The sequence below is a fragment of the Mycobacterium sp. URHB0021 genome (assembly GCF_054057895.1).
In genome coordinates, this window is record NZ_JBSRZT010000002.1 from 5,425,704 (window position 1) to 5,451,596 (window position 25,893).

The 25,893-nt window shown below is 66.6% G+C and carries 23 protein-coding genes and 2 tRNA genes; 11 read left to right on the forward strand and 14 right to left on the reverse strand.

Annotated features, from left to right (window positions below):
* Positions 1–46: 46 nt before the first annotated feature.
* Genes ACVWWN_RS29145 through ACVWWN_RS29155 form a run of 3 tightly spaced genes read right to left on the reverse strand, consistent with a single transcriptional unit; the run spans position 47 to position 3,091 of the window.
* Entirely contained in the window at positions 47–982 is a 936-nt protein-coding gene (locus ACVWWN_RS29145; protein ID WP_457146969.1) for a LysR substrate-binding domain-containing protein, read from the reverse strand.
* Positions 975–2,087: a cystathionine gamma-lyase gene (locus ACVWWN_RS29150; protein WP_457146970.1), complete on the reverse strand. Its 1,113-nt coding sequence runs from the start codon at positions 2,085–2,087 to the stop codon at positions 975–977. Before ACVWWN_RS29150 ends, ACVWWN_RS29145 begins: the two co-directional genes overlap by 8 nt.
* Before the next feature lie 5 nt (positions 2,088–2,092).
* Positions 2,093–3,091, reverse strand: coding sequence for an NAD(P)H-dependent glycerol-3-phosphate dehydrogenase (locus ACVWWN_RS29155; RefSeq protein ID WP_457146971.1), 999 nt, complete (start codon positions 3,089–3,091; stop codon positions 2,093–2,095).
* A gap of 42 nt (positions 3,092–3,133) precedes the next feature.
* Between ACVWWN_RS29155 and cofC the strand changes: the two genes are divergently transcribed.
* The 3 genes from cofC to mutT1 all read left to right on the forward strand — a co-directional run bounded on the left by cofC (position 3,134) and on the right by mutT1 (position 6,999).
* The gene (cofC, locus tag ACVWWN_RS29160) at positions 3,134–3,772 is read left to right on the forward strand and encodes a 2-phospho-L-lactate guanylyltransferase (RefSeq protein WP_457146972.1); all 639 of its coding nucleotides are present in this window, start codon (positions 3,134–3,136) and stop codon (positions 3,770–3,772) included.
* A 65-nt stretch (positions 3,773–3,837) separates the two neighbouring features.
* Complete coding sequence (locus ACVWWN_RS29165; protein WP_457146973.1) at positions 3,838–6,018, forward strand: RNA degradosome polyphosphate kinase; 2,181 nt, start codon at positions 3,838–3,840, stop codon at positions 6,016–6,018.
* A 54-nt stretch (positions 6,019–6,072) separates the two neighbouring features.
* Positions 6,073–6,999, forward strand: coding sequence for an 8-oxo-(d)GTP phosphatase MutT1 (gene mutT1 / locus ACVWWN_RS29170; RefSeq protein WP_457149322.1), 927 nt, complete (start codon positions 6,073–6,075; stop codon positions 6,997–6,999).
* 145 nt (positions 7,000–7,144) lie between these two features.
* Here mutT1 and ACVWWN_RS29175 read toward each other — a convergent pair whose 3' ends face one another.
* From ACVWWN_RS29175 to leuC, 3 genes are all read right to left on the reverse strand, one after another.
* The gene (locus ACVWWN_RS29175; RefSeq protein ID WP_457146974.1) at positions 7,145–7,795 is read right to left on the reverse strand and encodes an HU family DNA-binding protein; all 651 of its coding nucleotides are present in this window, start codon (positions 7,793–7,795) and stop codon (positions 7,145–7,147) included.
* A 198-nt stretch (positions 7,796–7,993) separates the two neighbouring features.
* Positions 7,994–8,593: a 3-isopropylmalate dehydratase small subunit gene (gene leuD, locus ACVWWN_RS29180; RefSeq protein ID WP_457146975.1), complete on the reverse strand. Its 600-nt coding sequence runs from the start codon at positions 8,591–8,593 to the stop codon at positions 7,994–7,996.
* A 12-nt stretch (positions 8,594–8,605) separates the two neighbouring features.
* Positions 8,606–10,039, reverse strand: coding sequence for a 3-isopropylmalate dehydratase large subunit (gene leuC, locus ACVWWN_RS29185; RefSeq protein WP_457146976.1), 1,434 nt, complete (start codon positions 10,037–10,039; stop codon positions 8,606–8,608).
* Between the two features lie 39 nt (positions 10,040–10,078).
* Between leuC and ACVWWN_RS29190 the strand changes: the two genes are divergently transcribed.
* Positions 10,079–10,780: an IclR family transcriptional regulator gene (locus ACVWWN_RS29190; protein ID WP_457146977.1), complete on the forward strand. Its 702-nt coding sequence runs from the start codon at positions 10,079–10,081 to the stop codon at positions 10,778–10,780.
* 96 nt (positions 10,781–10,876) lie between these two features.
* Here ACVWWN_RS29190 and ACVWWN_RS29195 read toward each other — a convergent pair.
* From ACVWWN_RS29195 to ACVWWN_RS29210, 4 genes are all read right to left on the reverse strand, one after another.
* Positions 10,877–10,952, reverse strand: a tRNA-Glu gene (locus ACVWWN_RS29195).
* A 53-nt stretch (positions 10,953–11,005) separates the two neighbouring features.
* Positions 11,006–11,080, reverse strand: a tRNA-Gln gene (locus ACVWWN_RS29200).
* Positions 11,081–11,198: 118 nt separating this feature from the next.
* The gene (gene gltX / locus ACVWWN_RS29205) at positions 11,199–12,677 is read right to left on the reverse strand and encodes a glutamate--tRNA ligase (RefSeq protein ID WP_457146978.1); all 1,479 of its coding nucleotides are present in this window, start codon (positions 12,675–12,677) and stop codon (positions 11,199–11,201) included.
* Positions 12,674–13,462, reverse strand: a complete 789-nt coding sequence (locus ACVWWN_RS29210) for a fumarylacetoacetate hydrolase family protein (RefSeq protein ID WP_457146979.1) — start codon at positions 13,460–13,462, stop codon at positions 12,674–12,676. Before ACVWWN_RS29210 ends, gltX begins: the two co-directional genes overlap by 4 nt.
* A gap of 113 nt (positions 13,463–13,575) precedes the next feature.
* Between ACVWWN_RS29210 and ACVWWN_RS29215 the strand changes: the two genes are divergently transcribed.
* Complete coding sequence (locus ACVWWN_RS29215; RefSeq protein ID WP_457146980.1) at positions 13,576–14,760, forward strand: MFS transporter; 1,185 nt, start codon at positions 13,576–13,578, stop codon at positions 14,758–14,760.
* Between the two features lie 4 nt (positions 14,761–14,764).
* Here ACVWWN_RS29215 and ACVWWN_RS29220 read toward each other — a convergent pair whose 3' ends face one another.
* Positions 14,765–15,208, reverse strand: coding sequence for a MarR family winged helix-turn-helix transcriptional regulator (locus ACVWWN_RS29220; protein WP_457146981.1), 444 nt, complete (start codon positions 15,206–15,208; stop codon positions 14,765–14,767).
* Between the two features lie 61 nt (positions 15,209–15,269).
* Here ACVWWN_RS29220 and ACVWWN_RS29225 point away from each other — a divergent pair, with 61 nt between their 5' ends.
* Complete coding sequence (locus tag ACVWWN_RS29225) at positions 15,270–15,602, forward strand: antibiotic biosynthesis monooxygenase family protein (RefSeq protein WP_457146982.1); 333 nt, start codon at positions 15,270–15,272, stop codon at positions 15,600–15,602.
* Here the strand turns inward: ACVWWN_RS29225 and ACVWWN_RS29230 are convergent.
* Genes ACVWWN_RS29230 through serA form a run of 3 tightly spaced genes read right to left on the reverse strand, consistent with a single transcriptional unit; the run spans position 15,599 to position 18,803 of the window.
* Positions 15,599–16,201, reverse strand: coding sequence for a hypothetical protein (locus ACVWWN_RS29230; RefSeq protein ID WP_457146983.1), 603 nt, complete (start codon positions 16,199–16,201; stop codon positions 15,599–15,601). The two genes, ACVWWN_RS29225 and ACVWWN_RS29230, sit on opposite strands and share 4 nt — an antisense overlap.
* 8 nt (positions 16,202–16,209) lie before the next feature.
* The gene (locus ACVWWN_RS29235) at positions 16,210–17,220 is read right to left on the reverse strand and encodes a 3-isopropylmalate dehydrogenase (RefSeq protein ID WP_457146984.1); all 1,011 of its coding nucleotides are present in this window, start codon (positions 17,218–17,220) and stop codon (positions 16,210–16,212) included.
* Positions 17,217–18,803, reverse strand: coding sequence for a phosphoglycerate dehydrogenase (gene serA, locus ACVWWN_RS29240; protein ID WP_457146985.1), 1,587 nt, complete (start codon positions 18,801–18,803; stop codon positions 17,217–17,219). The genes ACVWWN_RS29235 and serA overlap by 4 nt, the downstream gene beginning before the upstream one ends.
* Positions 18,804–18,857: 54 nt before the next feature.
* Here serA and ACVWWN_RS29245 point away from each other — a divergent pair, with 54 nt between their 5' ends.
* The 5 genes from ACVWWN_RS29245 to wrbA all read left to right on the forward strand — a co-directional run bounded on the left by ACVWWN_RS29245 (position 18,858) and on the right by wrbA (position 25,705).
* Entirely contained in the window at positions 18,858–20,288 is a 1,431-nt protein-coding gene (locus ACVWWN_RS29245; protein WP_457146986.1) for a phytoene desaturase family protein, read from the forward strand.
* A gap of 60 nt (positions 20,289–20,348) precedes the next feature.
* Positions 20,349–23,153, forward strand: a complete 2,805-nt coding sequence (locus tag ACVWWN_RS29250) for an AAA family ATPase (RefSeq protein WP_457146987.1) — start codon at positions 20,349–20,351, stop codon at positions 23,151–23,153.
* Between the two features lie 127 nt (positions 23,154–23,280).
* Positions 23,281–23,934, forward strand: coding sequence for an HD domain-containing protein (locus ACVWWN_RS29255; RefSeq protein WP_457146988.1), 654 nt, complete (start codon positions 23,281–23,283; stop codon positions 23,932–23,934).
* Positions 23,935–24,137: 203 nt separating this feature from the next.
* The gene (locus ACVWWN_RS29260; protein WP_457146989.1) at positions 24,138–24,809 is read left to right on the forward strand and encodes an alpha/beta hydrolase; all 672 of its coding nucleotides are present in this window, start codon (positions 24,138–24,140) and stop codon (positions 24,807–24,809) included.
* A 296-nt stretch (positions 24,810–25,105) separates the two neighbouring features.
* Entirely contained in the window at positions 25,106–25,705 is a 600-nt protein-coding gene (gene wrbA, locus ACVWWN_RS29265) for an NAD(P)H:quinone oxidoreductase (protein WP_457146990.1), read from the forward strand.
* Positions 25,706–25,893 lie beyond the last annotated feature (188 nt).

The window sequence follows — 25,893 nt, forward strand, 5'->3', positions numbered from 1 at the left end:
GACTAAGAACGTCGTTGACGAGGAACAACACCGTCCCCCGTCGCAATCATTGCAATTCTTGCAACGATTTCTGGAGCCGTCGGCCATGGCCGCGAGCGATCCTGGCCAGGTCGTGCACGCTCTTGTATTGCGCGCCGGCCCGCGGATAGGCGAGGAACACCGTGCGGCCGGCGGGCGTCGGATCGATGATCGGGATCCGCACCACGCTTGGGTGTTGGTGGTCGGTCATCCCCTCGGGCACTATCGACACCCCCAGCCCCGCGCCCACCATGGATTCGACCACGAACAAGTCGTTTCCCTCGATGGTGATCCGGGGAACGAAACCCGCTCTGGCACAGGCATTCACCATATGCGCACGGCTGCTCGACCCGAGTTCCATCGACACGAAGGACCGGTCACGGACCGCACGCAGCGGGAGCCTGGTCTCCTGTGCCAACGGATCCTCGGCCGGCACCGCCAGCAACAGCGATTCGATGAACAGCGGCTCGACCACGAAATCCTGTTCGCTCGGCGCCACGGACGTGAACGCGACATCGGCCTCGCCGCGCAGCAGTGCGGCCACCACATCGTTGGCCGCGCCCTGCCAGCACCGGAACCGCAGGCCGGGATGCTGGGTGAGCAGCTCCGCCAGCACCCGCGGGACGAATCCCAGTCCGAGCGAGAAGGTGTGAGCGATCCGCAGCAGCCGCTGCGGATGGCCCGCGTCGACCAGAGTGTTGTCGACGGCGTCCTGCCTGGCCCGCAGCACCGCGTTCGCCTCACGCACCAGGACGTTGCCCGCCCGCAGCATGCGCACCCGGCGGCCGGCCTGTTCGATCAGCGGAACACCGAGCTTGCGTTCCAGCGACCGGATGGTGCGCTGTACCGTCGCCACGCTGATGCCCAACTCGGCCGCCGTGTTGCCGAAGTGTTCGGTGCGGGCGAAGGCGACGAGCATTTCCAGGTCGGCAAAGGTGATGTCCTGTGCCGAACTGTCATCCATGACCGCTCAGGGCCTGTTCGATGTCGGCGATGAGGTCGTCGGTGTCCTCGATGCCCAGCGAGATCCGGGCGAAGCCCGAGCTCACCGGATCCCCCCACCGGGCACGCCTGTCCACCGAGCTGTGAATGCCGCCGAAGCTGGTGGCCGAGACGAGCAGGGCGCTGCGCTCGACGAGCGCGTGCACACCGGCGGCGCTGTCCAGCTCCATCGCGACGATGCCGCCGTAGCGCTTCATCTGCCTGGTGGCGATCGCATGCGACGGATCGTCGGGCAGCCCCGGGTATCGCACGGACCGCACCGCTGGATGGCTTCGCAACATCAGCGCGACCGCCGAAGCGTTCTGGCACTGCCGTTCGAACCGCAGACCGGCGGTGCCGAGGCTGCGCAGCACCATCCATGCCTCGAACGGGCCGAGGATCGCACCGGCGAGCAGCCGTTCGTGTTCGACCGCGGCGATCATGTCGGCGTGACTGCCTGCGACGTAACCCGCGAGAAGATCGTGATGGCCCGACAGCGCCTTGGTCGCGCTGGCCACCACCAGGTCAACCCCCAACGAGAGCGGCCGTTGGCCGAGTGGTGTGGCGGTGGTGTTGTCCACGACGAGTGTCGCACCACGACCGCGGCAGACCGACGCCAGGCGATGCAGATCGACGACGTCGAGACCCGGGTTGGCGGGGGTTTCGGCGAACACCACATCGGCGCCGGAGGCGGCATCGACCATCTCGGCGGATCTTGCCTCTATAACGGTGATCCCTTGCGGCGCAAGGTACTCCTGGGCATAGCGGCGAACCTGATAGTAGCCGTCGACGGGCACGACGAGTGTCGTTCCGGGCTTGGTGAGCACGCGTAGCACCGACGTGATCGCGGCCATGCCCGAGCTGAAGACCACGGCGGCGGTGGCGCCCTCCAGTTCAGCCAGCGCCGATTCCAATTGCCGCCAAGTCGGATTCGATTTGCGGCCATACGTATCTAGGCTGTCGTCCTCACTGGGCGGGATGTGGTAAGCGGATGCCTGAACCAGGAGCGGCGCCACGGCCGCACCCGGAAAGGCTTCCGAGCCAACGGCTTTCACGCTACGAGTGGAGTCGCCGTAGGTACCGTCCACGTCCCCTACTCCGGCTTGGTGCTGCGTCCGAGTAGCAGCGCAACCGCTTGGTCGACCGACAAGCCTTTGTGGCAGACCCGGTGCACCGCATCGGTGAGCGGCATCTCGACGTCGTAACTGGCCGCCAGTGCAAGCACCGACTCGCACGACGAAACCCCTTCGGCGATGTGCCCACCGGCGGCACGTTGGGCCGTCTCCATGGTGCCGCCCTTGCCCAGCCGCTCGCCGAACGAACGGTTGCGCGAGTGGGGGGAGGTGCAGGTGGCCACCAGGTCCCCGACCCCCGCCAGGCCGGCCAGGGTGGCCGGCTTGGCGCCCAACGCGATTCCCAGTCGCATGATCTCGGCCAGTCCGCGGGTGATGATCGCCGCCGCGGTGTTCTCGCCCAGCCCGACGCCCGCCGCCATGCCGCAGGCGAGCGCGATGACGTTCTTGCAGGCGCCGCCCACCTCGGCGCCGATGACGTCGGCATTGGTGTACGGACGGAAGTACCCGGTTGCCATCGCGCGCTGCAGCGCCACCGCGCGGCCCGAGTCGGTGCACCCGACGACCGTGGCCGACGGCTGCTCGTCGGCGATCTCGCTGGCCAGGTTGGGCCCCGTGACCACGGCAACCCGCGCCGAGTCGACCCCGGTGACCTGCATGATGACCTGGCTCATCCGCATCAGGGTGTCCAGTTCGATCCCCTTGGCGAGGCTCACCAGCGTCACGTCGTCGCCGATCGAGTCCTTCCAGCCTTCGAGATTGGCCCGCAACGTCTGCGATGGCACCGCCAGCAGCACGGTGCATGCACCGGAAAGCGCTTCGCCGGGGTCGCTGGTCGCCCGGATCGTCTTGGGCAACTCGACGTCGCCGAGGTAACCGGTGTTGCGGTGGGTGTCGTTGATCTCGGCGGCCAATTCGGGACGGCGTGCCCACAGCGTGACGTCGCTGCCTGCATCCGCCAGCACCTTGGCCAGCGCCGTCCCCCATGCGCCGGCACCCATCACAGTCGCCTCGACCACGGCTCCAACCCTAGCGCGGCGGCTACTGGCAGGATGGCGCACATGAGCGGCACCGCAGATGTCGGGCTGGTGATCGCCGTGAAACGGCTCGCGGCGGCGAAGACCCGGCTGGCGCCGGTTTTCTCGGCCGCGACCCGTGAGAGCGTCGTGCTGGCGATGTTGGTCGACACCATCACGGCGATATCGACGGTTCCCGCATTGCATTCGGTCACCGTTGTCACTCCGGACGAAGTTGCCGGCGAGGCCGCCCGACAGCTCGGTGCCCGCGTGCTGGTGGACCCGACACCGGATGGCCACCGCAACCCACTGAACAACGCCATCAGGGCTGCCGAAGCGTCGGTACGTGAAGAGACGCCGAATGTCGCTGCGCTGCAGGGTGATCTGCCCGCACTGCAGCCACAGGAGCTGACCGAGGCGATCAACGCCGCGCGCGCCCACCCACGTAGCTTCGTCGGCGATCGACACGGAACGGGAACGTCGGCGCTGTTTGCCTTCGGGGTGGGGCTCGAGCCGCGCTTCGGCCGTGATTCGGCTCAGCAGCATCGCCATTCAGGGGCGATCGAGCTGACTGGCGCATGGCCGGGACTGCGGTGTGACATCGACACACCCGACGACCTGCTCGTGGCGCGACGACTGGGGGTGGGTACGGCGACTGCACAGGCCATCGGGCGGACGAGGTGAATGACAGCGACGTGATCGCCGACCGCGCTGGCTACAGAACTGGTCGATAGGGAATCATCTGAGGAATGACAGAAGCCGAAGCCCAGACCCGACCGGGGGAAGTGGAGTCGGTCACTCGGTCGGCCGTGGTCCATCCCGCCGACTCGGCGCCCGAGGCGCCCCCCGCGGCAACCTCTCCCGCCATCGACAACGCACTGCCCGATGACCGTTACCTCAACCGCGAGCTGAGCTGGCTCGACTTCAACGCGCGTGTCCTCGCGCTGGCCGCCGACACCTCACTGCCGTTGCTGGAGCGGGCGAAGTTCCTCGCGATCTTCGCGTCGAACCTCGACGAGTTCTACATGGTGCGCGTCGCGGGACTGAAGCGGCGCGACGAGATGGGGCTTTCGGTGCGTTCTGCCGACGGCCTGTCACCGCGCGAGCAGTTGCGCCGGATCAGCGAGCGCACCCAGCAGATCGCGAGCAGACACTCGCACGTATTCCTGGACTCGGTGCGTCCCGCACTCGCCGACGAAGGCATCGTGATCGTCACATGGACCGAACTCGACGATGCCGAACGGGGGCGGCTCTCCACCTACTTCCACGAGCAGGTCTTCCCGGTTCTGACGCCGCTGGCGGTCGACCCGGCCCACCCCTTCCCGTTCGTCAGCGGTTTGAGCCTGAATCTGGCGATCACCGTCAGGCATCCCGAAGACGGCGGCCAGCACTTCGCCCGAATCAAGGTGCCCGACAACGTCGACCGCTTCGTGGAGCTATCCCCCCGTCAGGGGACGTCCCATGTGGTTCGCTTCCTGCCGATGGAGGAGTTGATCGCCGCATTCCTGCACGTGCTTTTTCCGGGTCTGGAAATCGTTGAGCATCACGCGTTCCGGATCACGCGCAACGCGGATTTCGAGGTGGAAGAGGATCGCGACGAAGACCTGCTGCAGGCGCTGGAGCGCGAGCTCGCGCGCCGGCGCTTCGGTTCCCCGGTCCGCCTGGAAGTTTCCGACGACATGACCGAGAGCATGTTGGAGCTTCTCCTGCGTGAACTCGACGTGGACCCCGGCGACGTCATCGAGGTCGCCGGGCTGCTCGATCTGTCCTCGCTGTGGCAGATCTATAAGGTGGACCGGCCGGCACTGAAGGATCCGCCGTTCGTGCCCGCGACGCCGCCTGCGTTCGGTGAGCGCGAAACACCGAAGAGCATCTTCTCGACGCTGCGAGACGGTGACGTGCTGGTGCATCACCCCTACGATTCGTTCTCCACCACCGTTCAGCGTTTCATCGAACAGGCCGCCGCCGATCCGAACGTGCTCGCGATCAAACAGACGCTGTACCGCACATCGGGTGACTCACCGATCGTGAACGCGCTCATCGACGCTGCCGCGGCCGGCAAGCAGGTCGTCGCGCTCGTTGAGATCAAGGCCCGGTTCGACGAACAGGCCAATATCAAATGGGCCCGCGCACTGGAGCGGGCGGGCGTGCACGTCGTCTACGGACTCATCGGGCTCAAGACGCACTGCAAGACATGCCTGGTGGTGCGGCGGGAAGGATCGACGATCCGGCGCTACTGCCACATCGGAACCGGCAACTACAACCCGAAAACCGCGCGGCTGTACGAGGATGTCGGGCTGCTGACCGCCGCGCCCGACATCGGTGCGGATCTCACCGATCTGTTCAATTCGCTCACGGGCTACTCACGCAAGGACTCCTACCGCAACCTGTTGGTCGCTCCACATGGTGTGCGCAAGGGCATCATCGAGCGAATCGAACGCGAGATCGCCGCCAATCGAGACGGCGGCGACGGCCTGATCCGGTTGAAGGCCAACGCGTTGGTGGACGAGCAGGTCATCGACGCGCTCTACCGCGCGTCGCAGGCAGGTGTGCGGGTCGAGGTCGTGGTGCGCGGCATCTGCGCACTGAAGCCGCACGCCCCCGGCTACTCCGACAACATCGTGGTGCGCTCGATCCTCGGACGGTTCCTCGAACACTCGCGAATCATTCACTTCCACGCCATCGACGAGTTCTGGATCGGCAGCGCCGACATGATGCATCGTAATCTGGACCGGCGGGTCGAGGTGATGGCACAGGTGAAGGATCCGAGGCTGACCGCGCAACTGGACGATGTATTCGATTCCGCGATGGATCCGCGCACCCGGTGCTGGGAACTCGGCGTCGACGGGAAATGGACGGCCTCCCCGCACGAGGGCGAGAATGTGCGGGATCATCAGGTCTCGTTGATGGAAGGCCGTCGACATCCGTGACGGTGACGACCTGACCGGCCCGAATGACCAGCAGGAGTTGACGTGCCGAAGGACATGCCGCGAGACATGACCCCGGTGGACAAGGTTGTTCTGGCCGCAGGCGCCGTGCTGTGGCGTTCCATCGGCGATGTCGCGTCTGACGCGTCGGTAGAGATCGCGATCGTCCACCGCCCGCGCTACGACGACTGGTCGCTGCCCAAGGGCAAGGTCGACTCCGGTGAGACCGAACCCGTCACCGCGGTCCGCGAGGTGCACGAGGAGACCGGGTACACGGCGATCCTCGGGCGCCGGCTGACCGCGGTGAGCTATCCCGTCGACCACGGCATCAAGAAGGTGCGGTACTGGGCGGCGCGCTGCGTCGACGGCGATTTCAATCCCAATGACGAGGTCGACGAGCTGAAGTGGCTACCCGTATCGGAAGCCCTCAATCAGCTCCAATATCCGGACGATCGGAAAGTGTTGCGGCGCTTCGACAAGCTGCCGATCGACACGAAATCGGTACTGATCGTCCGACACGCCACCGCGGGCAGCAAATCCCGGTACAAGGGTGACGATCGAAAGAGGCCACTCGACAAGCGCGGCCGCGCCCAGGCCGAATCGCTCGTCGGCCAACTGCTGGCATTCGGTGCTTCCGAGTTGTATGCCGCCGACCGGGTGCGCTGCCATCAAACACTGGAACCATTGGCAGAGGAGCTCGGGACGACGATCCACAACGAGTCTCTGCTGACCGAGGAGGAGTATCCGGAGAATCGCAAGGCGGCGCGGCGCCGCGTTCTCGAGATCGCGGCCGGTGACGGCACCCCGGTGATCTGTACACAGGGCAAGGTGATTCCGGATCTCATCGAGTGGTGGTGTGACCGCGACGGGGTACACCCCGACAAATCACGCAACCGCAAGGGCAGCACCTGGGTGATGTCGATGGCACAGCACCGCTTGGTGGCCGCCGAACACATCGGCAGCGCACTGGCCGCCAAGAAGTAGTGCCCCGGGGCGAGTGCGCCGCGGCGGAATGAATGCAAAACGGTGGGCGGCGTCGGAGTCCGAAGCGCCCTAGCCCTTCTCACGGCACACAGACGCGCCGCGGGTCGCAATGTCCCGCGGCGTGCCTGAAACCGAACTGTGTGACTTAGCGGCGGCCCTTCTTGGCCGGCGCCTTGCGTGCCGTCTTCTTGGCGGCCGGAGCCTTCTTGGCGGCCGGAGCCTTCTTGGCCGCCGGAGCCTTCTTGGCGGCCGGAGCCTTCTTGGCGGCCGGAGCCTTCTTCGCCGCCGCCTTCTTGGCCGGGGCGCGCGTCGCTGTCTTCTTGGCTGCGGCCTTCGTCGCCGTCTTCTTGGCGGCCGGGGCCTTCTTCGCCGCCGTCTTCTTGGCAGCGGCCTTCGTGGCCGTCTTCTTGGCCGGAGTCCGCTTCACTGCTTTCTTGGCGGCGGCCTTCTTGACGGCCTTCCGCGCTGTTCCCGCCGTTACGCCACGCTTCACTGCTGGTCCTTCCGCCGGGAGGCGCTGTGCCCCAGAAACAACCGCTTTGAATTGAGCGCCGGGCCGAAATGCCGGCACGGAGGTGGGCTTAACTTTGACCGTCTCGCCGGTGCGCGGATTGCGCGCGACACGGGCTGCACGACGGCGCTGTTCGAAAACGCCGAAGCCCGTGATGGTGACGCTGTCACCCTTGTGAACCGCACGCACGATGGTGTCAACAACGTTCTCCACCGCAGCTGTTGCTTGCCGACGATCCGAGCCCAGTTTCTCCGTGAGTACGTCGATGAGCTCCGCTTTGTTCATTCAAAACCTCCGAGACCCAGTGGTCCTCTTTGGACCGACTAGAGGACACGGTAAACCTTTTCACCACTGATTTCCAAGAGCCACGCGCAATTTCAACCGTAGCTAGCGAACATTTCGGCAATCCGGTTGCCGCCCTTGACCTCCTACCGGGCCCCTGATGAACCGGTTCTGAGGACCGTGATTTCAGCCGTTCGGCGCCTATTCGGAGGGTTGCAGAGTGTTCGGTTTCCAGGCCGGCCTGCGCTCCTCGAAGGACTCGATTTGATCGAGTTTACGCAGCGTAAGGCCTATATCGTCGAATCCCTCGAACAGCCGCCAGGCGGTGTAATCGTCAATGTTGAACGGCACCATGACCGTTCCTGCGACCACGTTGCGATCTTGAAGATTCACAGTGATTTCCAGCCCCGGATTCTGCTCGATCAGCTTCCACAGGAGCTCCACATCATCTTGGGCGACTTCGGCAGCCAAAAGCCCCGCCTTGCCCGCGTTGCCCCGAAAAATATCGGCGAAGCGAGATGAGATGACGACTCGGAAGCCGTAGTCCATGAGTGCCCAGACCGCGTGCTCTCGCGACGAGCCGGTGCCGAAATCGGGACCGGCGACAAGAACCGATCCCTTGTCGAAGGGAGCCATATTGAGGACGAATGCGGGATCGTTGCGCCAGGCCGCGAACAATCCATCCTCGAAACCTGTTCGGGTGACCCGCTTCAGATAGACCGCCGGGATGATTTGGTCGGTATCGACATTCGACCGCCGCAGTGGCACGCCGATGCCGGTGTGAGTCTTGAAGGCTTCCATCACGTTCTCCTGTTACTGGGTCAGATCGGCTGGAGAGGACAAGGTGCCGCGAACAGCGGTGGCGGCGGCGACGGCCGGTGACACCAAATGGGTGCGGCCGCCCTTGCCCTGCCTGCCCTCGAAGTTGCGATTGGATGTCGACGCGCAGCGTTCGCCGGACGAAAGTTGATCCGGGTTCATGCCCAGACACATCGAGCAGCCGGCGTGCCGCCACTCCGCGCCCGCGGCGGTGAAGACCTCGCCGAGGCCCTCGGATTCGGCCTGTGCGCGCACCCGCATCGAGCCGGGCACGACGAGCATCCGCACCCCGTCGGCGACCTTGCGGCCCCTCAGGACGTCGGCGACCACCCGCAGATCCTCGATCCTGCCGTTGGTGCACGAACCGACGAACACGGCGTCAACGGGGATGTCGCGCATCGCCGTGCCGGCACGAAGATCCATGTAGGCCAACGCTTTCTCGGCTGATTGTCGTTCACCGTCGTCGAACATCAGCGCGGGGTCGGGCACCGACGCCGACAGCGGCACGCCCTGCCCGGGGTTGGTGCCCCAGGTGACGAATGGGCTCAGCGTCGCCGCGTCGAGGTAGACCTCGGCATCGAACTCGGCGCCCTCGTCGGTACGCAGCCGGCTCCACGCCGCGACTGCGTCATCCCAGTCGGTACCCTTCGGCGCGTGCGGGCGCCCGCGCAGAAATTCGAATGTGGTTTCGTCGGGGGCGACCATGCCGGCGCGCGCACCGGCTTCGATGCTCATATTGCAGATCGTCATCCGGCCTTCCATCGACAGCGATTCGATGGCGCTGCCGCGGTATTCGAGGACGTGGCCCTGACCGCCTCCGGTGCCGATCTTCGCAATGACCGCCAGGATGATGTCCTTGGCGCTCACTCCCGGCGGCAGCACACCGTCGACGTTGACCGCCATCGTCTTGAACGGACGCAACGGCAGCGTCTGCGTCGCCAGGACGTGCTCGACCTCCGAGGTGCCGATGCCCATCGCCAACGCGCCGAACGCTCCGTGGGTCGAGGTGTGACTGTCACCGCACACCACGGTGGTACCCGGCTGGGTGAGTCCGAGTTGTGGCCCGATGATGTGCACGATGCCGTGCTCGACGTCACCCAATGGATACAGCCGAACCCCGAACTCCTCGCAATTGCGACGCAGCGTCTCCACCTGAGTACGTGACACGGGGTCGGCGATCGGCTTGTCGACATCGATCGTCGGCACGTTGTGGTCTTCGGTGGCGATGGTCAGGTCGGGGCGCCGGACCGTGCGTCCATTGATCCGCAGCCCGTCGAACGCCTGTGGGCTGGTGACCTCATGAATGAGGTGGAGGTCGATGTAGATCAGGTCGGGCTCGCGGGCAGCACCCTCACCGGCGCCCAGGGCGACGACATGGTCGTCCCACACTTTCTGTGCCATGGTGCGTGGCTTGTCGATGGCGGTCATAGTTGACTATCTCACAATCTGGGAAGTTAGTATCTGCATGTGAGACAGGATAGCGGTATCGGAGTGCTCGACAAAGCGGTGGGTGTGCTGCACGCGGTGGCCGAATCGCCGTGCGGACTGGCTGAACTCTGCGAGCGCACGGGTATGCCCCGCGCAACCGCGCACAGGCTGGCTGCGGGCTTGGAGGCGCATCGGCTGCTCACCCGCAACGGCGGAGGGCGCTGGCGACTCGGTCCCGCATTGACGGAACTGGCGGGCCAGGTCAACGATCCGCTGCTGGCCGCAGGTGCCGCAGTGCTGCCCAGGCTGCGCGAGATCACCGGCGAAAGTGTGCAGCTCTACCGGCGTGAGGGCACCTCCCGGATCTGTGTGGCCGCGCTGGAACCGCCTGCCGGCCTTCGCGATACGGTGCCGGTCGGCACGATGCTGCCCATGACGGCCGGCTCCGGCGCCAGAGTGCTGCTGGCCTACGCGGACACCGCTACCCAGCAGGCGGTGCTGCCCGCCGCGAGATTCACCGACAGGACGCTGGCTGAGGTCCGGAAACGCGGCTGGGCCCAGAGCGCAGCCGAGCGCGAGCCCGGCGTGGCCAGCGTCTCGGCGCCGGTGCGCGACAGCCGCGGCAACGTGATCGCCGCGGTGTCGGTGTCAGGACCGATCGACCGGATGGGTCGGCGACCGGGTATGCGCTGGGCCGCCGACCTTCTGGCCGCCGCGGATGCGCTCACCCGGCGGCTCTGAGCCACAAACGAGCGGCCGCAGTCACTCGGCGAGACTGCGGGGAGATCGCAAAATTCGAAGAAACCGCGATCTTGCCGCAGTTTCGACGGAAAAAACTGGTACCCCCGATGGGATTCGAACCCACGCTACCGCCGTGAGAGGGCGGCGTCCTAGGCCGCTAGACGACGGGGGCCAGAACGAGAAGTCAGCATAACGCAAGCCGGTATGCCGACCTAATTCAGTGATTGGCTGGGGTACCAGGACTCGAACCTAGAATGGCTGAACCAGAATCAGCTGTGTTGCCAATTACACCATACCCCATGGCGACCTATAACCACTGGTCACAGGCGTTTTCGGCCCTCGGTGAGCGACGGTTGGCTGCCGCCGCGTTTCCTTTCGGGCCGACGTGCAGACTACCAAAAGATTCGCGGGTGCTTTCTCACGCCTCGACGCCCGCGTACTCATGTCCCGCGCGCAGCCGGCGCAGGGTCCGATCCCTGCCCAGCAGTTCCAGCGACTCGAACAGCGGCGGACTGATCGATGCGCCGGTGGCCGCCACCCGGACGGGCCCGAATGCTTTCCGCGGTTTGAGCGCGAAATTTTCCAACAACGCCAGCTTCAGCGCCGTCTCGATGTGGGTCGTGGTCCACTCCCCGACGCCTTCGAGCGCAGTCACCGCTGCGGCGAGAACCGGGACCGCGTCGGCGCGCAATTCCTTGGCCGCAGCCTTTTCGTCGAGCGCGAACTCGTCGTCGTTGAGGAACTTCAGAAGACCCCACGCGTCGCTGAGCACGACGATGCGGGTCTGCACCAGCCGGGCCGCCTCGGCGAACTGGGCGTCATCCAGGCCGACGTTGTGGCCATGGGTGAGAAAGTAGGCACGCAGTCGCGCGGCGAAGTCGTCCTCGCTCAGCAGGCGGATGTGTTCGGCATTGAGCGCATCGGCCTTCCTCTGGTCGAACCGGGCGGGATTGGAGTTGACGTCGACCACATCGAACGCGGCCACCATCTCGGAGAGGCTGAAGACGTCGCGGTCCTCGGCGATGCCCCAGCCCAACAATGCCAGGTAGTTCAGCAGCCCTTCGGGGATGAAGCCGCGGTCGCGATGTGCGAACAGATTCGACTCAGGGTCGCGCTTGGACAGCTTCTTGTTGCCGTCTCCGAGCACGCTCGGCAGGTGTGCGAACTCGGGCACCCGTTCGGCCACGCCGAGGCGAATCAGCGCCTGATACAGCGCGATCTGGCGCGGGGTGGACGGCAGAATATCCTCGCCGCGCAGCACGTGGGTGATCTTCATCAGCGCGTCATCGACGGGATTGACCAAGGTGTACAGCGGATCTCCGCTGGCCCGGGTCAAAGCGAAGTCGGGCACCGTACCGGCCCCGAACGTGGTCTGGCCCCGGACGAGGTCATGCCAGGTGATGTCCTCGTCGGGCATCCGCAGGCGCACGACAGGGCTGCGGCCTTCGGCCCGCAAGGCCGAGCGCTGCTCGTCGGTGAGGTTGCGGTCGAAGTTGTCGTACCCGAGCTTGAGGTTCCGGCCGGCGGCCGCATGCCGGGCCTCGACCTCCTCGGCTGTGGAGAAGGCCTCGTAGGCTTCGCCCGCATCCAGCAGTCGCTGCACCACGTCGCGATAGATCTCACCGCGTTCGGACTGCCGGTACGGCGCGTAGGGGCCGCCGATGTCGGGGCCTTCGTCATAGTTCAGCCCGAGCCAGTTGAGTGCGTCGAGGATCGCGAGATAGCTTTCCTCGCTGTCGCGTTGGGCGTCGGTGTTCTCCAGCCGGAAGACGAGTTTGCCTCCGGTGTGGCGGGCGTAGGCCCAGTTGAACAGGGCGGTCCGGATCAGCCCGACGTGTGGCGTGCCCGTCGGCGACGGGCAGAACCGTACCCGCACCGCCGCACCTTCAACGCTCATGATTTGCCCTTGCGCACAACGGGGTTGGTCAGCGTGCCAATACCTTCGACGGTGATGCTCACGGTGTCGCCGTCCTCGATCGGGCCGACACCCTCTGGCGTGCCGGTCAGGATCAGGTCACCCGGTAGCAGCGTCATCACCGCCGAGATCCATTCGATGATCGCGCCGACGTCGTGAATCATCAGCGACGTCCGGCTGTCCTGCTTGACCTCACCGTTGACCTCGGTGCGGATCGCCAGGTCGGCGGGGTCGACGTCGGTGACGATCCACGGCCCGATCGGACAGAACGTGTCGTGACCCTTGGCGCGGGTCCATTGACCGTCCTTCTTCTGCTGGTCGCGCGCCGACACGTCATTGCCGATCGCGTAACCCAGGATGTTCTCGGCGGCACGCGCCGCCGGGACGTCCTTGCACGGACGGCCGATCACGGCGGCCAGTTCACCCTCGAAGTGCACGGGACTGGCATCCGCGGGCAATTGGATGGGGATGTTGGGACCGACGATCGACGTATTGGGTTTCATGAAGATGATCGGATCGTCGAACGATCCCCCACCCATCTCCTCGATGTGCGCGGCGTAGTTCTTTCCGATGCACACCACCTTGCTCGCCAGGATGGGCGCGAGCAGACGTACGTCGGCGAGCGGCCACTGCCTACCCGTGAACTCCGGATTTCCGAATGGATGTTCGGCGATTTCCTTGGCAATCGCCTCGGTCGGGTTGTCGGTCGGCCCTTCGATGCTCACGAAGGCGACTCCATCGGGACTGGCAATTCGACCAAGACGCATCATCCCAGCCTAGTGGCCATTGCCCGAGCCGCGCCCGGCCGCCCCTTCATCTACGAATCTCACCATTTGGAAGGCATATTCAGCATTGTGAGACGACATGCGACGATGGCCCCATGTCCGTCGAAACGATTAGCACCGTGCGACGCTGGTCAATGCTGGTGATCGCGCTCACCACGACGCTATGCGCGAACGTCTTCATCAATGGCGCCGCGTTCCTCATCCCGACCCTGCATTCCGAGCGCGGACTCGATCTCGCCAGAGCCGGCCTGCTGTCGTCGATGGCGAGTTTCGGCATGGTGGCCACGTTGATCGCCTGGGGTTATCTCGTGGACCGCGTCGGCGAGCGCATTGTGTTGGCAGTGGGCTCGGCGCTGACGGCGGCAGCGGCCTTCGCGGCCGCGTCGATGCACTCGCTGATCGCCATCGGTGCGTTCCTCCTTCTCGGCGGGATGGCCGCGGCCAGCAGCAACTCGGCCAGCGGCCGGTTGGTGGTCGGCTGGTTCCCGCCCGAAAAGCGCGGCCTGGTCATGGGCATCCGACAGACAGCTCAGCCGTTGGGAGTCGGGTTGGGCGCGTTGGTGATTCCACGGCTTGCGGAGAGTCACGGGGTGTCGGTGGCGCTTCTGTTCCCGGCGGTGGTGTGCGCGATCTCCGCGGTCGTGTGCGCGGTCGCGGTGAAGGACCCCCCGCGACCGCCGCGGCATGAGGCGGCAGAAGAGGATCTGGCCAACCCGTATCGCGGCTCTGCGGTGCTGTGGCGCATCCACGCCGTCTCGGTGCTGCTGGTCGTACCCCAGGCCGTGGTGTGGACGTTCACCCTGGCCTGGTTGATGACCGACCGCGGCTGGTCGGCCGGGGCGGCGGGCACGATGGTGACGGTCGCGCAGCTGTGCGGCGCCGCCGGACGCATCGCCGCGGGCCGCTGGTCGGATCTGGTCGGTTCACGGCTGCGGCCGATCCGGACGATCGCGGTGGGTGCGGCCGTCGCCATGGGGCTGCTCGCGCTGACCGACTGGTTCGACTCCCCCATCAGCGTCGCGCTGATGGTGGTCGCGTCGGTGATCACGGTGTCCGACAACGGGTTGGCGTTCACCGCGATCGCCGAGATCGCCGGGCCGTTCTGGAGTGGGCGCGCCCTGGGCGCTCAGAACACCAGCCAATTGCTGACGGCCGGGATCGCACCACCGCTTTTCGGCGGGTTGATCGGGATCGCCGGCTTTGCCGCGGCTTTCGCCGTCTGCGCGCTTTTTCCGCTTCTTGCGCTGCCGTTCGTTCCGGTCGAGCCCGAGCCAGGTTGACTTGTCAGAGCCCTGAGCCCGCCTCGAGATTCTCGGCGCACCGGATCAGCACCGCAACGGCCTGGCGGCGCGCAGCGGGCGAGATCGTTTGCAGCATCATCGCTTCCACACCGATCACCGCGGCGTGTGCGGCCTTCAACCGCTTCGCTCCCGCAGCCGTCAACTCCAGTGATCGAGCGCGCCCACGCGCGCGTTCCCCCGATTCACCGACCAGTCCGGCCGACCGCAGACCGGCGAGCACGTCCTGCAGCGACTGCCTGGTGACGAAGCACAGGCGCGACAACTCGGATGCGGAGGCATTCGGATGGTCGACGAGCGCCCGCAGGACGGCGTACTGCGCCATCGACAATCCCGTCGATCTCAGTGCGGCATCGCTACGTCGCCGAAACGACTGCTGAACGCGCTTGATCAGATAGCCGACGGCGGGTTCGGTTTCAGGACGCTCCATGACAGGAACCTTACATCAGTGCTATGGTCTTCAATGTAAGGAACCTGACAAGGAGAAGGCGATGACGACAATCGAGATGAACAGCGATTACGCCACCCTGATCAACGTCTTCACGGTGGACCCGGACAGGGCCGCCGACCTGGCGGCGTTGCTCGACACCGCAACCGAACACGTCATGCGCAAGCGGCCGGGATTCCGGTCGGCGAACATCCACGTCAGTACGGATCGCACCCGGGTCCTCAACTACGCGCAGTGGGACAGCGTAGAGGCTTATCGGGCGATGCTCGCGGATCCGACGGCCCGGCAGCACATGGGTGAGGCCGCCTCGATGGCGATCAGTTTCGATCCTCATCTGTACACGGTGGAATCGGTGCACCAACGTGGCGAAGCCTAGGAGTCCGCGGGCCCGTCACCGGCGTGCGAGTCGCGCGGCAGCACCAGTAACGCGGCGGCCAGGAAGCACAGCGCGCCGACAAAGGTGCCCGCGTTGGCCAGCAGGGCGTCCTCCGTCACTCCGGTTTTGGTGACGAACGCGCCGAGCGCGGACACCCCGAAGGCCACGCACCCGATCACATTGATCCACTCCGCCTGCCAGTCGCGGGATTTGAGCTCGAAGATCCCGACAACGGCGGTCACCGCGACGACACCGAGCGCCCCGCTCACCAGAAATGCCGCCGATCCCACGGCGTCAGGCGCCCACACCAGGCGCCGCTCCGGGCCGACCGCATGCGCGTACAACGAAGCACCTGTGCTGATGTTGAACAGAATCGTGCCGGCGAATTGCGTGGCAGCCGAGAACCACCCGATCCGCATGGCGGGCCCGGACAACACCAGTTGCATCCAGCCCGCGGTGGTGAAGAACCAGGAGCCGATGAAACACAACAGGTTGGCCAGACCGGCGCCGGCGAGTGCGGACAGCCCCGGCACGGTGGCGATCGCGAACAACGACGAACCGATCGCAAACAGCCAGCACTGCCGTCGGAGGGTCGCCACCGGACGACTCAGAGGCTCGAGGCGATCCGATCGCCGACCTGCACGGTGGACAACTTCTCCTGCCCCCGGGTCGCCAGATGCTGCTCGACCGCCTTGTCGACCCGGGCCGCGGCCTCCAGCTCGCCGATATGTGACAGCAGCAGACCGACCGACATGATCGCCGCGGTCGGATCCGCGATGCCCTGACCCGCGATGTCGGGGGCGCTACCGTGCACCGGTTCGAACATCGACGGATTCGCCCGCGTCGCATCGATATTGCCGCTGGCGGCCAGCCCGATCCCACCGCACACCGCCGCGGCGAGGTCGGTGATGATGTCACCGAACAGGTTGTCGGTGACGATCACATCGAATCGGCCCGGGTCGGTGACCAGATGAATGGTTGCCGCGTCGACATGCTGGTAGGCCACCTCGACATCGGGATACTCGGTGGCCACTTCCTGCACTGTGCGCCACCACAGGTCCCCTGCGTAGGCCAACACGTTGATCTTGTGTACCAGCGTCAGGTGCTTGCGGCGTTGTGCGGCACGGTTGAAGGCGTCGTGTACCAGGCGGCGCACACCGAATGCGGTGTTGACGCTGACCTCGGTGGCGATTTCGTGCGGTGTGCCCGCGCGGATCACTCCCCCGGTGCCGGTGTAGGGGCCTTCCGTGCCCTCGCGGACCACCACGAAGTCAATCTGCGGGTCACCGGCCAACGGGCTCGTCACTCCCGGATACAGCCGGGCTGGCCGCAGATTGATGTGGTGGTCGAGTGCGAAGCGGATCGTCAGCAGCAGGCCCCGCTCGAGAAGGCCGCTCGGTACCGACGGATCCCCGATCGCACCGAGCAGGATCGCGTCGTGGTCGCGCAACTCGTCGAGCACCCCGTCGGGCAACACCTCACCGGTCGCGTGATAGCGCCGGGCGCCGAGATCGTAGTTCGTCTTCTCGACGCCGGGCAGCACGGTGTCGAGCACCTTGATGGCCTCGCCGATGACCTCGGGGCCGACGCCGTCACCGGCGATGATCGCCAGTTTCACGACAGGTCCACCACTTCCAGCAGCTTCGCGCCGACGGACTCGGAGATCGCCGAACGCACATCGGCGGGCACGTCGCGGTCGACGCGCAGCAGAATCGTCGCCCCGGGTCCGTCCGCATCCTCGCTGAGTTGCGCGGCATGGATGTTGATATCGGCGGTGCCGAGCAGGGTGCCGATCTTGCCCAATGTTCCCGGCTGATCCAGATAGTTGACGATCAGATAGACCCCCTCTGCGCGCAGATCGAAGTTGCGGCCGTTGATCTGGACGATCTTCTCGACCAACTGCGGACCCGACAATGTGCCCGCGACATTGGCGACCGAGCCATCGGGATAGACCGCCCGCACATCGACCACGCTGCGATGGTTGGGGCTCTCGGTGGCGGTGCTGATCTCGGCCTGCACGCCACGCTCAGCGGCCAGTGACGGCGCGTTGACGAACGTGACCGGATCCTCGATCACCGCGGAGAACAACCCCCGCAGCACCGAAAGCTTCAGTACGTCAACATCTTCGGAAGCCAGCTCACCGCAGACCTGCACCGCCAGCGAGGCGGGTAATTCGGTGGACAGCACACCGACGAGCACGCCCAGCTTTCGCGCCAGATCCAGCCAGGGCGCCACCTCTTCACCGACGACGCCGCCGCCGACGTTGACCGCGTCGGGAACGAACTCACCGGCCAGCGCCAGCTTCACGCTGGCCGCGACATCCGTGCCCGCGCGGTCCTGTGCCTCGCCGGTCGAGGCGCCCAGATGCGGCGTGACCACCACCTGGGGCAGATCGAACAGGGGGCTCTCGGTCGTCGGTTCCTTGGCGAACACGTCGATGCCCGCCCCGCGAACGTGTCCGGACCGCACCGCCTCGGCCAGTGCCTCCTCGTCGACGAGGCCGCCGCGCGCCGCGTTGACGATGATGACGCCCGGCTTGGTCTTCGCCAGCGCCTCCTTGCCGATCAACCCCGCCGTCTCAGGAGTCTTCGGCAGATGCACCGAGATGAAGTCGGCGCGCGACAGCAGTTCGTCGAGCGTCAGCAGTTCGATGCCCAGCTGTGCGGCCCGCGCCGGTGACACGTAGGGGTCGTACGCGACCACGTGTGTGCCGAACGCGGCCAGTCGTTGGGCGACGAGCTGGCCGATGCGGCCGAGGCCGACAACGCCGACCGTCTTCCCGTAGATCTCAGTACCGGAGAAGGCCGACCGCTTCCATGCGTGTTCCCGCAGGGACGCGTCGGCGGCCGGGATCTCGCGAGCGGCGGAGAGCAGGAGCGCCAAGGCGTGCTCGGCGGCGCTGTGGATGTTCGACGTCGGCGCGTTGACGACCAGCACACCGCGCGCGGTGGCGGCGTCCACGTCCACGTTGTCCAGGCCGACGCCGGCGCGGGCGACGATCTTGAGCTTGGGAGCCGCGGCGAGCACCTCGGCGTCGACGGTCGTCGCCGAGCGCACCAGCAGGGCATCGGCCTCCGGCACAGCGGCCAGCAGCTTCTCACGGTCCGGGCCGTCCACCCAGCGGACCTCTACCTGGTCGCCGAGCGCGGCGACGGTGGATTCAGCCAGTTTGTCGGCGATCAGTACAACGGGGAGACTCACCCGGCCAGACTAATAGGCCCTCATGACCGGATGGTGGGCGGGAGAATCGCCAGCGTGGACGTCACCGTCGTGGGCAGCGGACCCAACGGCCTGGCCGCCGCCGTCATCTGCGCCCGCGCCGGCCTGTCGGTACAGGTGTTCGAGGCGCAGCCCACCCTGGGCGGCGGCGCGCGGACCCTGCCCGACCCCATATTCGCGGGGGTCTCGCACGACGTCTGCTCCGCCGTGCATCCACTCGCCCTGGCCTCGCCGTTTCTGGCCGAGTTCGACCTGCCGTCCCGCGGGGTGACGCTGAACGTGCCCGAGGTCGCCTACGCCAACCCGCTGCCCGGCAGGCCCGCCGCCGTCGGCTATCACGACCTGGACCGCACCTGCGCCGAGCTGACCGAGGGACAATCGTGGCGGCGTCTGTTCGGCCCGCTGGTGGCCCGCGAGGGCGGTGTGCTCAAGCTCCTGCTCGGCGACAAGCGCTCGATTCCACCGGATCCGATCGCCGCGGTCCAGGTGGCGCGGCGACTGCTCGAGCAGGGCACCCCGGCATGGCGCGTACTCGCCGGCGCCGACGCCCGAGCGCTGTTCACCGGCGTTGCTGCACATACGATTTCGCAGATGCCGTCACTGGTGTCCGCCGGCGCCGGGCTGATGCTCGCGACGTTGGCGCACACGGTCGGCTGGCCGATTCCGGTCGGCGGCAGCCAGGCCATCCCCGACGCATTGATCGCCGACTTGACGGCGCACGGCGGCACGCTGACGGCGGGCGAGGAGATCACCGAACCACCATCGGGGGTCGTCCTCTACGACACCGCCCCCACCGCTCTGTTGTCCATCTACCGCGACAGGTTGCCGCTCCGCTACGCGAAGACATTGCAGCGCTATCGGTTCGGCCCCGGGGTGGCGAAAGTGGATTTTGTGCTCGCCGGTGAAATTCCGTGGGCCGATCCGCGCCCTGCCGCCGCGCCGACCCTGCACATGGGCGGCAGCCGGGAGCAGATGGCGAGCGCCGAACGCGAGGTCGCCGCCGGTCGGCACGCGGAATGGCCGATGGTGCTCGCCGCCCTGCCCCATCTTGCGGATCCGGGCCGCATCGACGCGAACGGTCGGCGGCCGCTGTGGGCGTACGCCCACGTCCCATCGGGCTCGACTGTCGACCAGGCCGAAGCCGTCACATGCATTTTCGAGCGCTTCGCGCCGGGCTTTCGCGACATCGTGGTGGCGGTGCGTTCGATCACCGCCGCGCGGTTGGCCGGACACAACGCGAACCTTGTCGGCGGCGACATCGGCGTCGGCGGCAACACGCTGTTGCACGCTCTGGCGGGTCCGACGCCGCGGGTCAACCCGTGGAGCACACCCATTCCGAAGGCCTACCTGTGTTCGTCGGCGACGCCGCCCGGCGGCGGCGTGCACGGCATGTCGGGTTATTACGCAGCGCGAACGGTGTTGCGCCGCGAGTTCGGCATCGACCGGCTGCCGAGGTTGTCGCCCTAGCGGACCGAGATTGACAGATATTGCGACAGGTATTGCTGTCATCGCAAGCAGCGACCGCGAATGCGGTATAGCTTCGGTGCCGTGGTGCCGGAGACTTCGCGACACCGGAACCTGGGGCTCAGGGGCCGCCAGGCCGAATGCGACGAGCTGAAACACCTGTTGGCCGCGGTGCGCCGAGGTGAGAGCAGGGTCCTGGTGGTCCACGGCGAGGCCGGTTTCGGCAAGACCGCCCTGCTGGACTATGTGGCCGAGCAGGCGAAAGCGTGCCAGGTCGCCCGGGCATCCGGCGTGGAATCGGAAATGGAACTCGCCTACGCCGCCCTTCACCAGCTGTGCGGACCCATGCTGGACCGTCTCGACCGTCTACCCGCGCCCCAGCGCGAGGCCCTCAGCACGGCGTTCGGGCTGAGCACGGGCCCCGCTCCCGACCGGCTTCTGGTCGGACTCGCGGTCCTGAGCATGCTCGCGGACGTCGCCGAGACGCGGCCCCTGGTGTGCCTGGTCGACGATCTGCAGTGGCTCGACCAGGCTTCGGTGCAGGTCATCTCGTTCGTGGCACGCCGACTGGTCGCCGAGTCGGTGGCCTTGATCGTGGCATCCAGGCTCCCGCATCCCGAGATGAGGACACTTCCCGAGATGCCGATCGGCGGACTGCGGGAATCGGACGCGCGTGCGTTGCTGGACGCAGTGCTCAGCGTCCCGCTGGACGAACGGGTGCGTGACCAGATCGTCGTCGAAACCGGGGGCAACCCGTTGGCCCTGCTGGAACTGCCGCGCAGGCTGAGTGTGCAGGAGTTGGCGGGTGGGTTCGGGCTGCCCGGCACCATGGCGCTCTCGACCGCGATGGAGACGAGCTTTCAGCGTGGAGTGGACGCCGTTCCAGAACAGACCCGCCGCCTGCTCCTGCTCGCAGCGGCCGAGCCGCTCGGCGATCCGAGGCTGCTCTGGCCGGCGGCCGCGCGGCTGGGCATCGGCGCCGACGCCGCGGCCCCCGCGGTCGAGGCGGGACTGGCCGAGTTCGGCGTACGGGTGCGGTTCCGGCACCCGCTGGTGCGCTCGGCGGTCTACCGGTCGGCGTCACTGCATGACAGACAGGTGGCACACGGTGCACTGGCCGAAGTGACGGACTCGCGACATGATCCTGACCGGCGCGCCTGGCACCTGGCGCACGCCGCGGCCGGTCCGGACGACGACGTGGCCGACGAGTTGGAACGCTCGTCGGGACGTGCGCGGGCGCGGGGCGGGCTGGCGGCCGCGGCCGCGTTCCACCAGCGGGCTGCGACGCTGACGCTCGATCCGGCCTTGCGCTCCGAACGGGCATTGGCGGCCGCATCCGCCCAAGTCGAAGCCGGCGCGTTCGACGCCGCTCTGGATCTGCTCGCGATGGCGGAAGGCGGACCGCTCAACGACTTTCAGCGTGCCCGCGCGGACCTCGTCCGGGCCCGGCTGGCCCATGTCACCGGCCGCGGGAGCGACGCGCCGCCGCTTCTGTTGAAGGCCGCCGAACGGCTCCAGCCGATTGACGCCGGCCTTTCCCGCACCACGTACGTGGAGGCGTTCTCGGCGGCGATGTTCGCCGGAGTCCTGGCCGCGGGCGGTGGCGTGCGAGAAGTCGCGCACGCCGCGGAGACGTCGCCGACGCCCGCGGCACCGCGGTTGCCCGATCTGTTGCTCGACGGTCTGTGTGCGCACTACAACTCCGGATACACTGCGGGGCTGCCGATTTTGCGGCGGGCGGTCGACACCGCGCGCAGCGAGACGACGTCAGAACAGCAGCTTCGGTGGATGTGGCTGACGGGCATCGCCGCGCTGCATGTCTGGGATGACGAAAGCTGGGACGTCCTCACCGCACGCCACGTGGAATTCGCACGCGAGGCGGGCGCGCTGACCGAACTGCCGCTCGCACTCAGTTCGCGTGCGGTGATGATGCTCTTCTCCGGCGACCTGACCGCTGTGGAGGCCATGAACCAGGAGGCACAGACGGTCAAGGACGCCACCGGTGACAGCCTGACTCCGTACGGCGCATTGACCCTGGCCGCCTTCCGCGGTCGCCGGTCCGAGGCCGCAGTGCTGATCGCGGAGACCAACCGGGACGTCCTTCGCCGCGGAGAAGGCGTCGGGCTCACCGTTGCCCGGTGGGCTGAGGCCGTCCTCGACAACGGTATCGGCGACTACCGGGCCGCCATGGGGGCCGCTGTGCGCGCGACCGAGCCGGAACCTTTCGACCTCGGGGTATCACCATGGGCGGCGGTCGAACTGGTCGAGGCCGCGGCGCGCTGCGGCGAACTCGACATCGCGGCGCGCGCGCTCGCCGGCCTCACCGAGATGACCAGTGCCAGCGGAACCGATTGGGCGCTCGGCATCCAGGCGCGTTCACAGGCACTGTTGACCGAGGGAGCCGACGCCGAGACGCTGTACGCGGAAGCGATAGAGCGGTTGGGCCGTACCCGCATTCGCACTGAGCTCGCCCGCAGCCATCTTCTGTCCGGGGAATGGCTGCGGCGCGAACGACGCCACACCGAAGCACGTGCGCAGCTGCGCATTGCGCACGGCATGCTCGATGCAATGGGTATGGAGGCATTCGCCGAACGGGCACACCGCGAGCTCCAGGCCGCGGGCGGGACCACGCGCCAGCGCGTCGCCGGTTCCTCCGGCCGACAATTGACATCTCAAGAAGATCAGGTCGCACAGCTCGCGCGCGACGGACTCACCAATCCCGAGATCGGGGCGCGCCTGTACATCAGCGCGCGAACTGTCCAGTACCACTTGCGAAAGGTGTTCGCCAAGCTCGGCATCAGCTCGCGCAGCCAACTCGACCGCGTTCTCGGTACCGACAGTGCCTGGCCCGGCGGTGCCCGTGGTTAGTCGAAGCCACTGGGCAGTGCGCTAGCCGCGAAGGCTAGCCAGCGGCGGATACCGCCACGGGCGTGCCCGAGGCAGCCTCTAACGTAGCGAGCACCCGCATTCGTCCGCCAGATCAAGGAGATTGACCATGACGATCCCACTGACCGGCTCGATCGCCGGCGTCGACATCCCCGATACGGCCATGGTTCGGGAGACCACCGAGTTCATTCGCGAGGCCGAGGACGATCTGTTGTTCGACCACTCGCGTCGTGTTTTCCTCTTCGGCGCGCTGCAGGGCCGGCTGCGCGGACTGAACCCGGATCTCGAGTTGCTCTATGTCGGCGCGATGTTCCACGATCTCGGATTGACTGCGCGTTTCCGCGAAACGTCGACCCTGCGCTTCGAGGTCGACAGCGCCAACGCGGCGCGCGATTTTCTACTGCAGCACGGTGTCGACGAGGCCGACGCGCGGACGGTGTGGTTGAGCATCGCATTGCACACCACCCCGGGCGTGCCCGAATTCCTTGATCCCGAAATCGCACTGGTCACCGCCGGAGTGGAGACCGACGTGTTGGGTATCGGGCGCGACGACCTGTCTCCGCAGGAGATCGCCGCGGTCACCGCCGCTCATCCCCGGCCGGATTTCAAGCGCCGGATCCTGCACGCCTTCAACGAAGGCTTCCGGCATCGCCCGCACAGCACATTCGGAACGGTGAACGCTGACGTGCTGCAACACTATGACTCGTCGTTCGTCCGCGACGATTTCGTCGACATCATCCTCGGCAACGGCTGGCCCGAGTAACCGGCGGGACACGGCGATGGCCGCGCGCTTCGACATCCGTGCCGCATGTCGAAGCGCGGCAGTCGGCACCGAGAGGCTGCGGTACCGCCCGGGGGTGGTCGTCGGTCAGCTTCACGACCTTCGCCGATACGCCTCGCAGGCCGAAGACGGCCCGACGCGGGGGAAGGCCGACGCGGTGCGAGACGTATCTCACCGACCGATCGATGGGTGACGCAATGGCGGGCGATCACGTCGAGGAACAGGCCGTTGCGAACAGCGGGCCAGATGTCGAGAACAGGTGGACCGCCCTCGACGTGGGCGGTTCCCGGGTGCTGCTCCGCATCGTCAGACCGGCCGGCTGTGCTGAAAGGCTTCCGGTGGTGCTGTATCTGCATGGTGGCGGCTGGGTTTCGGGCGATGCGTCAGCCCACGACCGACTGGTGAGAGAGCTGTCGGTCGGCGCGCATGCCGCGGTGGTGTCCATCGGATACGACCGCCCGCCCGACACCCGTCACGCCGTCGCGAACAGGCGTGGCGGTGTGCTGACGATCCTCGCGAAGCGGCCCAGGGAAATGACCTGGTTCTGGAGTTCCCACCTTGCGTCGGAGCATGGCGACGCACTGATCGCGTCGCTGTGGGCCGGTCTCGAGCACGTTGCAGGATTGCCGGAAGCGTTTGTCATCGTCGATGAACACGACCTGCTGCGCGACGAAGCCGAGGCGTATGCATCCAGAATGACGGCGGTGCGGGAGCGCTCGCACGGCACCCTGTGCGACTTCATCATGCTCAACCCGGTCCAAGATTTCGCCGGGGCATCGTCGGCCATCGCGCAAGCATCCCTTGTGCTTCGCGATGCGTGGAACTCGCCCTGTCTGCAGGTCGAAAAGGATGCCTGAGTGTCGGGATGCGCCGGAACGGGACTACCCGCCCGAACACCCAAGAGCAAACGTATCTACTGTCAACCCGGCAGGGCGCGCCATCACGGCGTTGCCGCAAAGCCCGCATGGCTCACCGCGCGACGCTCTGCCGAACGAGCGCTACGAGCAGCGCATGCGCGGGTTACCGTTCTCAGATATGTGACGCGAAGAACGACGACGTCGCCGCGACTGCGACTACGTCTGGCGTCGCACAGATCGCTGGATAGATTTCCCGTGGACGAACGCAGGGTCGGTCCCAGCCTAAGCTTGTCGCCATGAGCAGGGTTTCGGTCATTTATTATTCGGCGACCGGACACGGCACGTCGATGGCCAAGCGTGTGGCTGCGGCGGCGGAAGCGGCCGGCGCCGAGGTGCGCGTCCGGCATGTCGCCGAAACCCGCGATCCGGTGTCGTTCGCGCATAACCCGGCATGGACGGCGAACTACGAGGTCACCAGGGAGCTCCCGCCCGCCACCACCGACGACGTCCTGTGGGCGGACGCGGTCATCTTCGGCTCACCGACGCGATTCGGTTCGGTCGCCTCGCAGATGCGCAATTTCCTCGACTCGCTCGGCGGCGTGTGGGCAGAGGGCAAGCTGGCCGACAAGGTCTACGCCGGCTTCACCTCGTCAAACACCAAGCACGGCGGTCAGGAGACCACGCTGCTCACGTTGTACGTCACCCTGATGCACTTCGGCGGCATCATCGTTCCGCCGGGCTATACCGACCCGGTGAAGTTCGTCGACGGAAACCCGTACGGTGCCGGTCTCATCGCCGACCACGACAACATCGGCGAATTCGACGAAGCCACCAACAACGCGCTCGACCACCTGGCCAGACGCGTCGTCACCGTCACCGACCGCTTCACATCCTGAGCGGTTTGTCCTCCGCCTAGCTGCGCTGAGCGTGGCGCTGCCCGACGAAATCGCCGACCCGGATAGCATTCGATGCACATTCGATGCATCGCGGACCGGTTTCTGGGTATAACCGAGGCCACTGAAGCGGTTCGTCAGCCCCCCTTTGGGGTAGTGACATCCATACACACGCCCGAATGAGGAAGAAG

What these genes read in the sequence shown, in the direction of transcription:
- cofC (WP_457146972.1), top strand. Translation starts at nt 3,134, where the DNA reads ATGAGCGGCACCGCAGATGTCGGGCTGGTGATCGCCGTGAAACGGCTC.
- ACVWWN_RS29210 (WP_457146979.1), bottom strand. Translation starts at nt 13,462, where the DNA reads ATGCGTCTTGGTCGAATTGCCAGTCCCGATGGAGTCGCCTTCGTGAGC.
- ACVWWN_RS29145 (WP_457146969.1), bottom strand. Translation starts at nt 982, where the DNA reads ATGGATGACAGTTCGGCACAGGACATCACCTTTGCCGACCTGGAAATG.
- ACVWWN_RS29220 (WP_457146981.1), bottom strand. Translation starts at nt 15,208, where the DNA reads ATGGAGCGTCCTGAAACCGAACCCGCCGTCGGCTATCTGATCAAGCGC.
- ACVWWN_RS29250 (WP_457146987.1), top strand. Translation starts at nt 20,349, where the DNA reads ATGCGGTATAGCTTCGGTGCCGTGGTGCCGGAGACTTCGCGACACCGG.
- ACVWWN_RS29215 (WP_457146980.1), top strand. Translation starts at nt 13,576, where the DNA reads ATGTCCGTCGAAACGATTAGCACCGTGCGACGCTGGTCAATGCTGGTG.
- gltX (WP_457146978.1), bottom strand. Translation starts at nt 12,677, where the DNA reads ATGAGCGTTGAAGGTGCGGCGGTGCGGGTACGGTTCTGCCCGTCGCCG.
- ACVWWN_RS29165 (WP_457146973.1), top strand. Translation starts at nt 3,838, where the DNA reads ATGACAGAAGCCGAAGCCCAGACCCGACCGGGGGAAGTGGAGTCGGTC.
- wrbA (WP_457146990.1), top strand. Translation starts at nt 25,106, where the DNA reads ATGAGCAGGGTTTCGGTCATTTATTATTCGGCGACCGGACACGGCACG.
- ACVWWN_RS29225 (WP_457146982.1), top strand. Translation starts at nt 15,270, where the DNA reads ATGACGACAATCGAGATGAACAGCGATTACGCCACCCTGATCAACGTC.
- mutT1 (WP_457149322.1), top strand. Translation starts at nt 6,073, where the DNA reads ATGCCGCGAGACATGACCCCGGTGGACAAGGTTGTTCTGGCCGCAGGC.
- leuC (WP_457146976.1), bottom strand. Translation starts at nt 10,039, where the DNA reads ATGACCGCCATCGACAAGCCACGCACCATGGCACAGAAAGTGTGGGAC.
- ACVWWN_RS29260 (WP_457146989.1), top strand. Translation starts at nt 24,138, where the DNA reads ATGGGTGACGCAATGGCGGGCGATCACGTCGAGGAACAGGCCGTTGCG.
- ACVWWN_RS29175 (WP_457146974.1), bottom strand. Translation starts at nt 7,795, where the DNA reads ATGAACAAAGCGGAGCTCATCGACGTACTCACGGAGAAACTGGGCTCG.
- leuD (WP_457146975.1), bottom strand. Translation starts at nt 8,593, where the DNA reads ATGGAAGCCTTCAAGACTCACACCGGCATCGGCGTGCCACTGCGGCGG.
- ACVWWN_RS29255 (WP_457146988.1), top strand. Translation starts at nt 23,281, where the DNA reads ATGACGATCCCACTGACCGGCTCGATCGCCGGCGTCGACATCCCCGAT.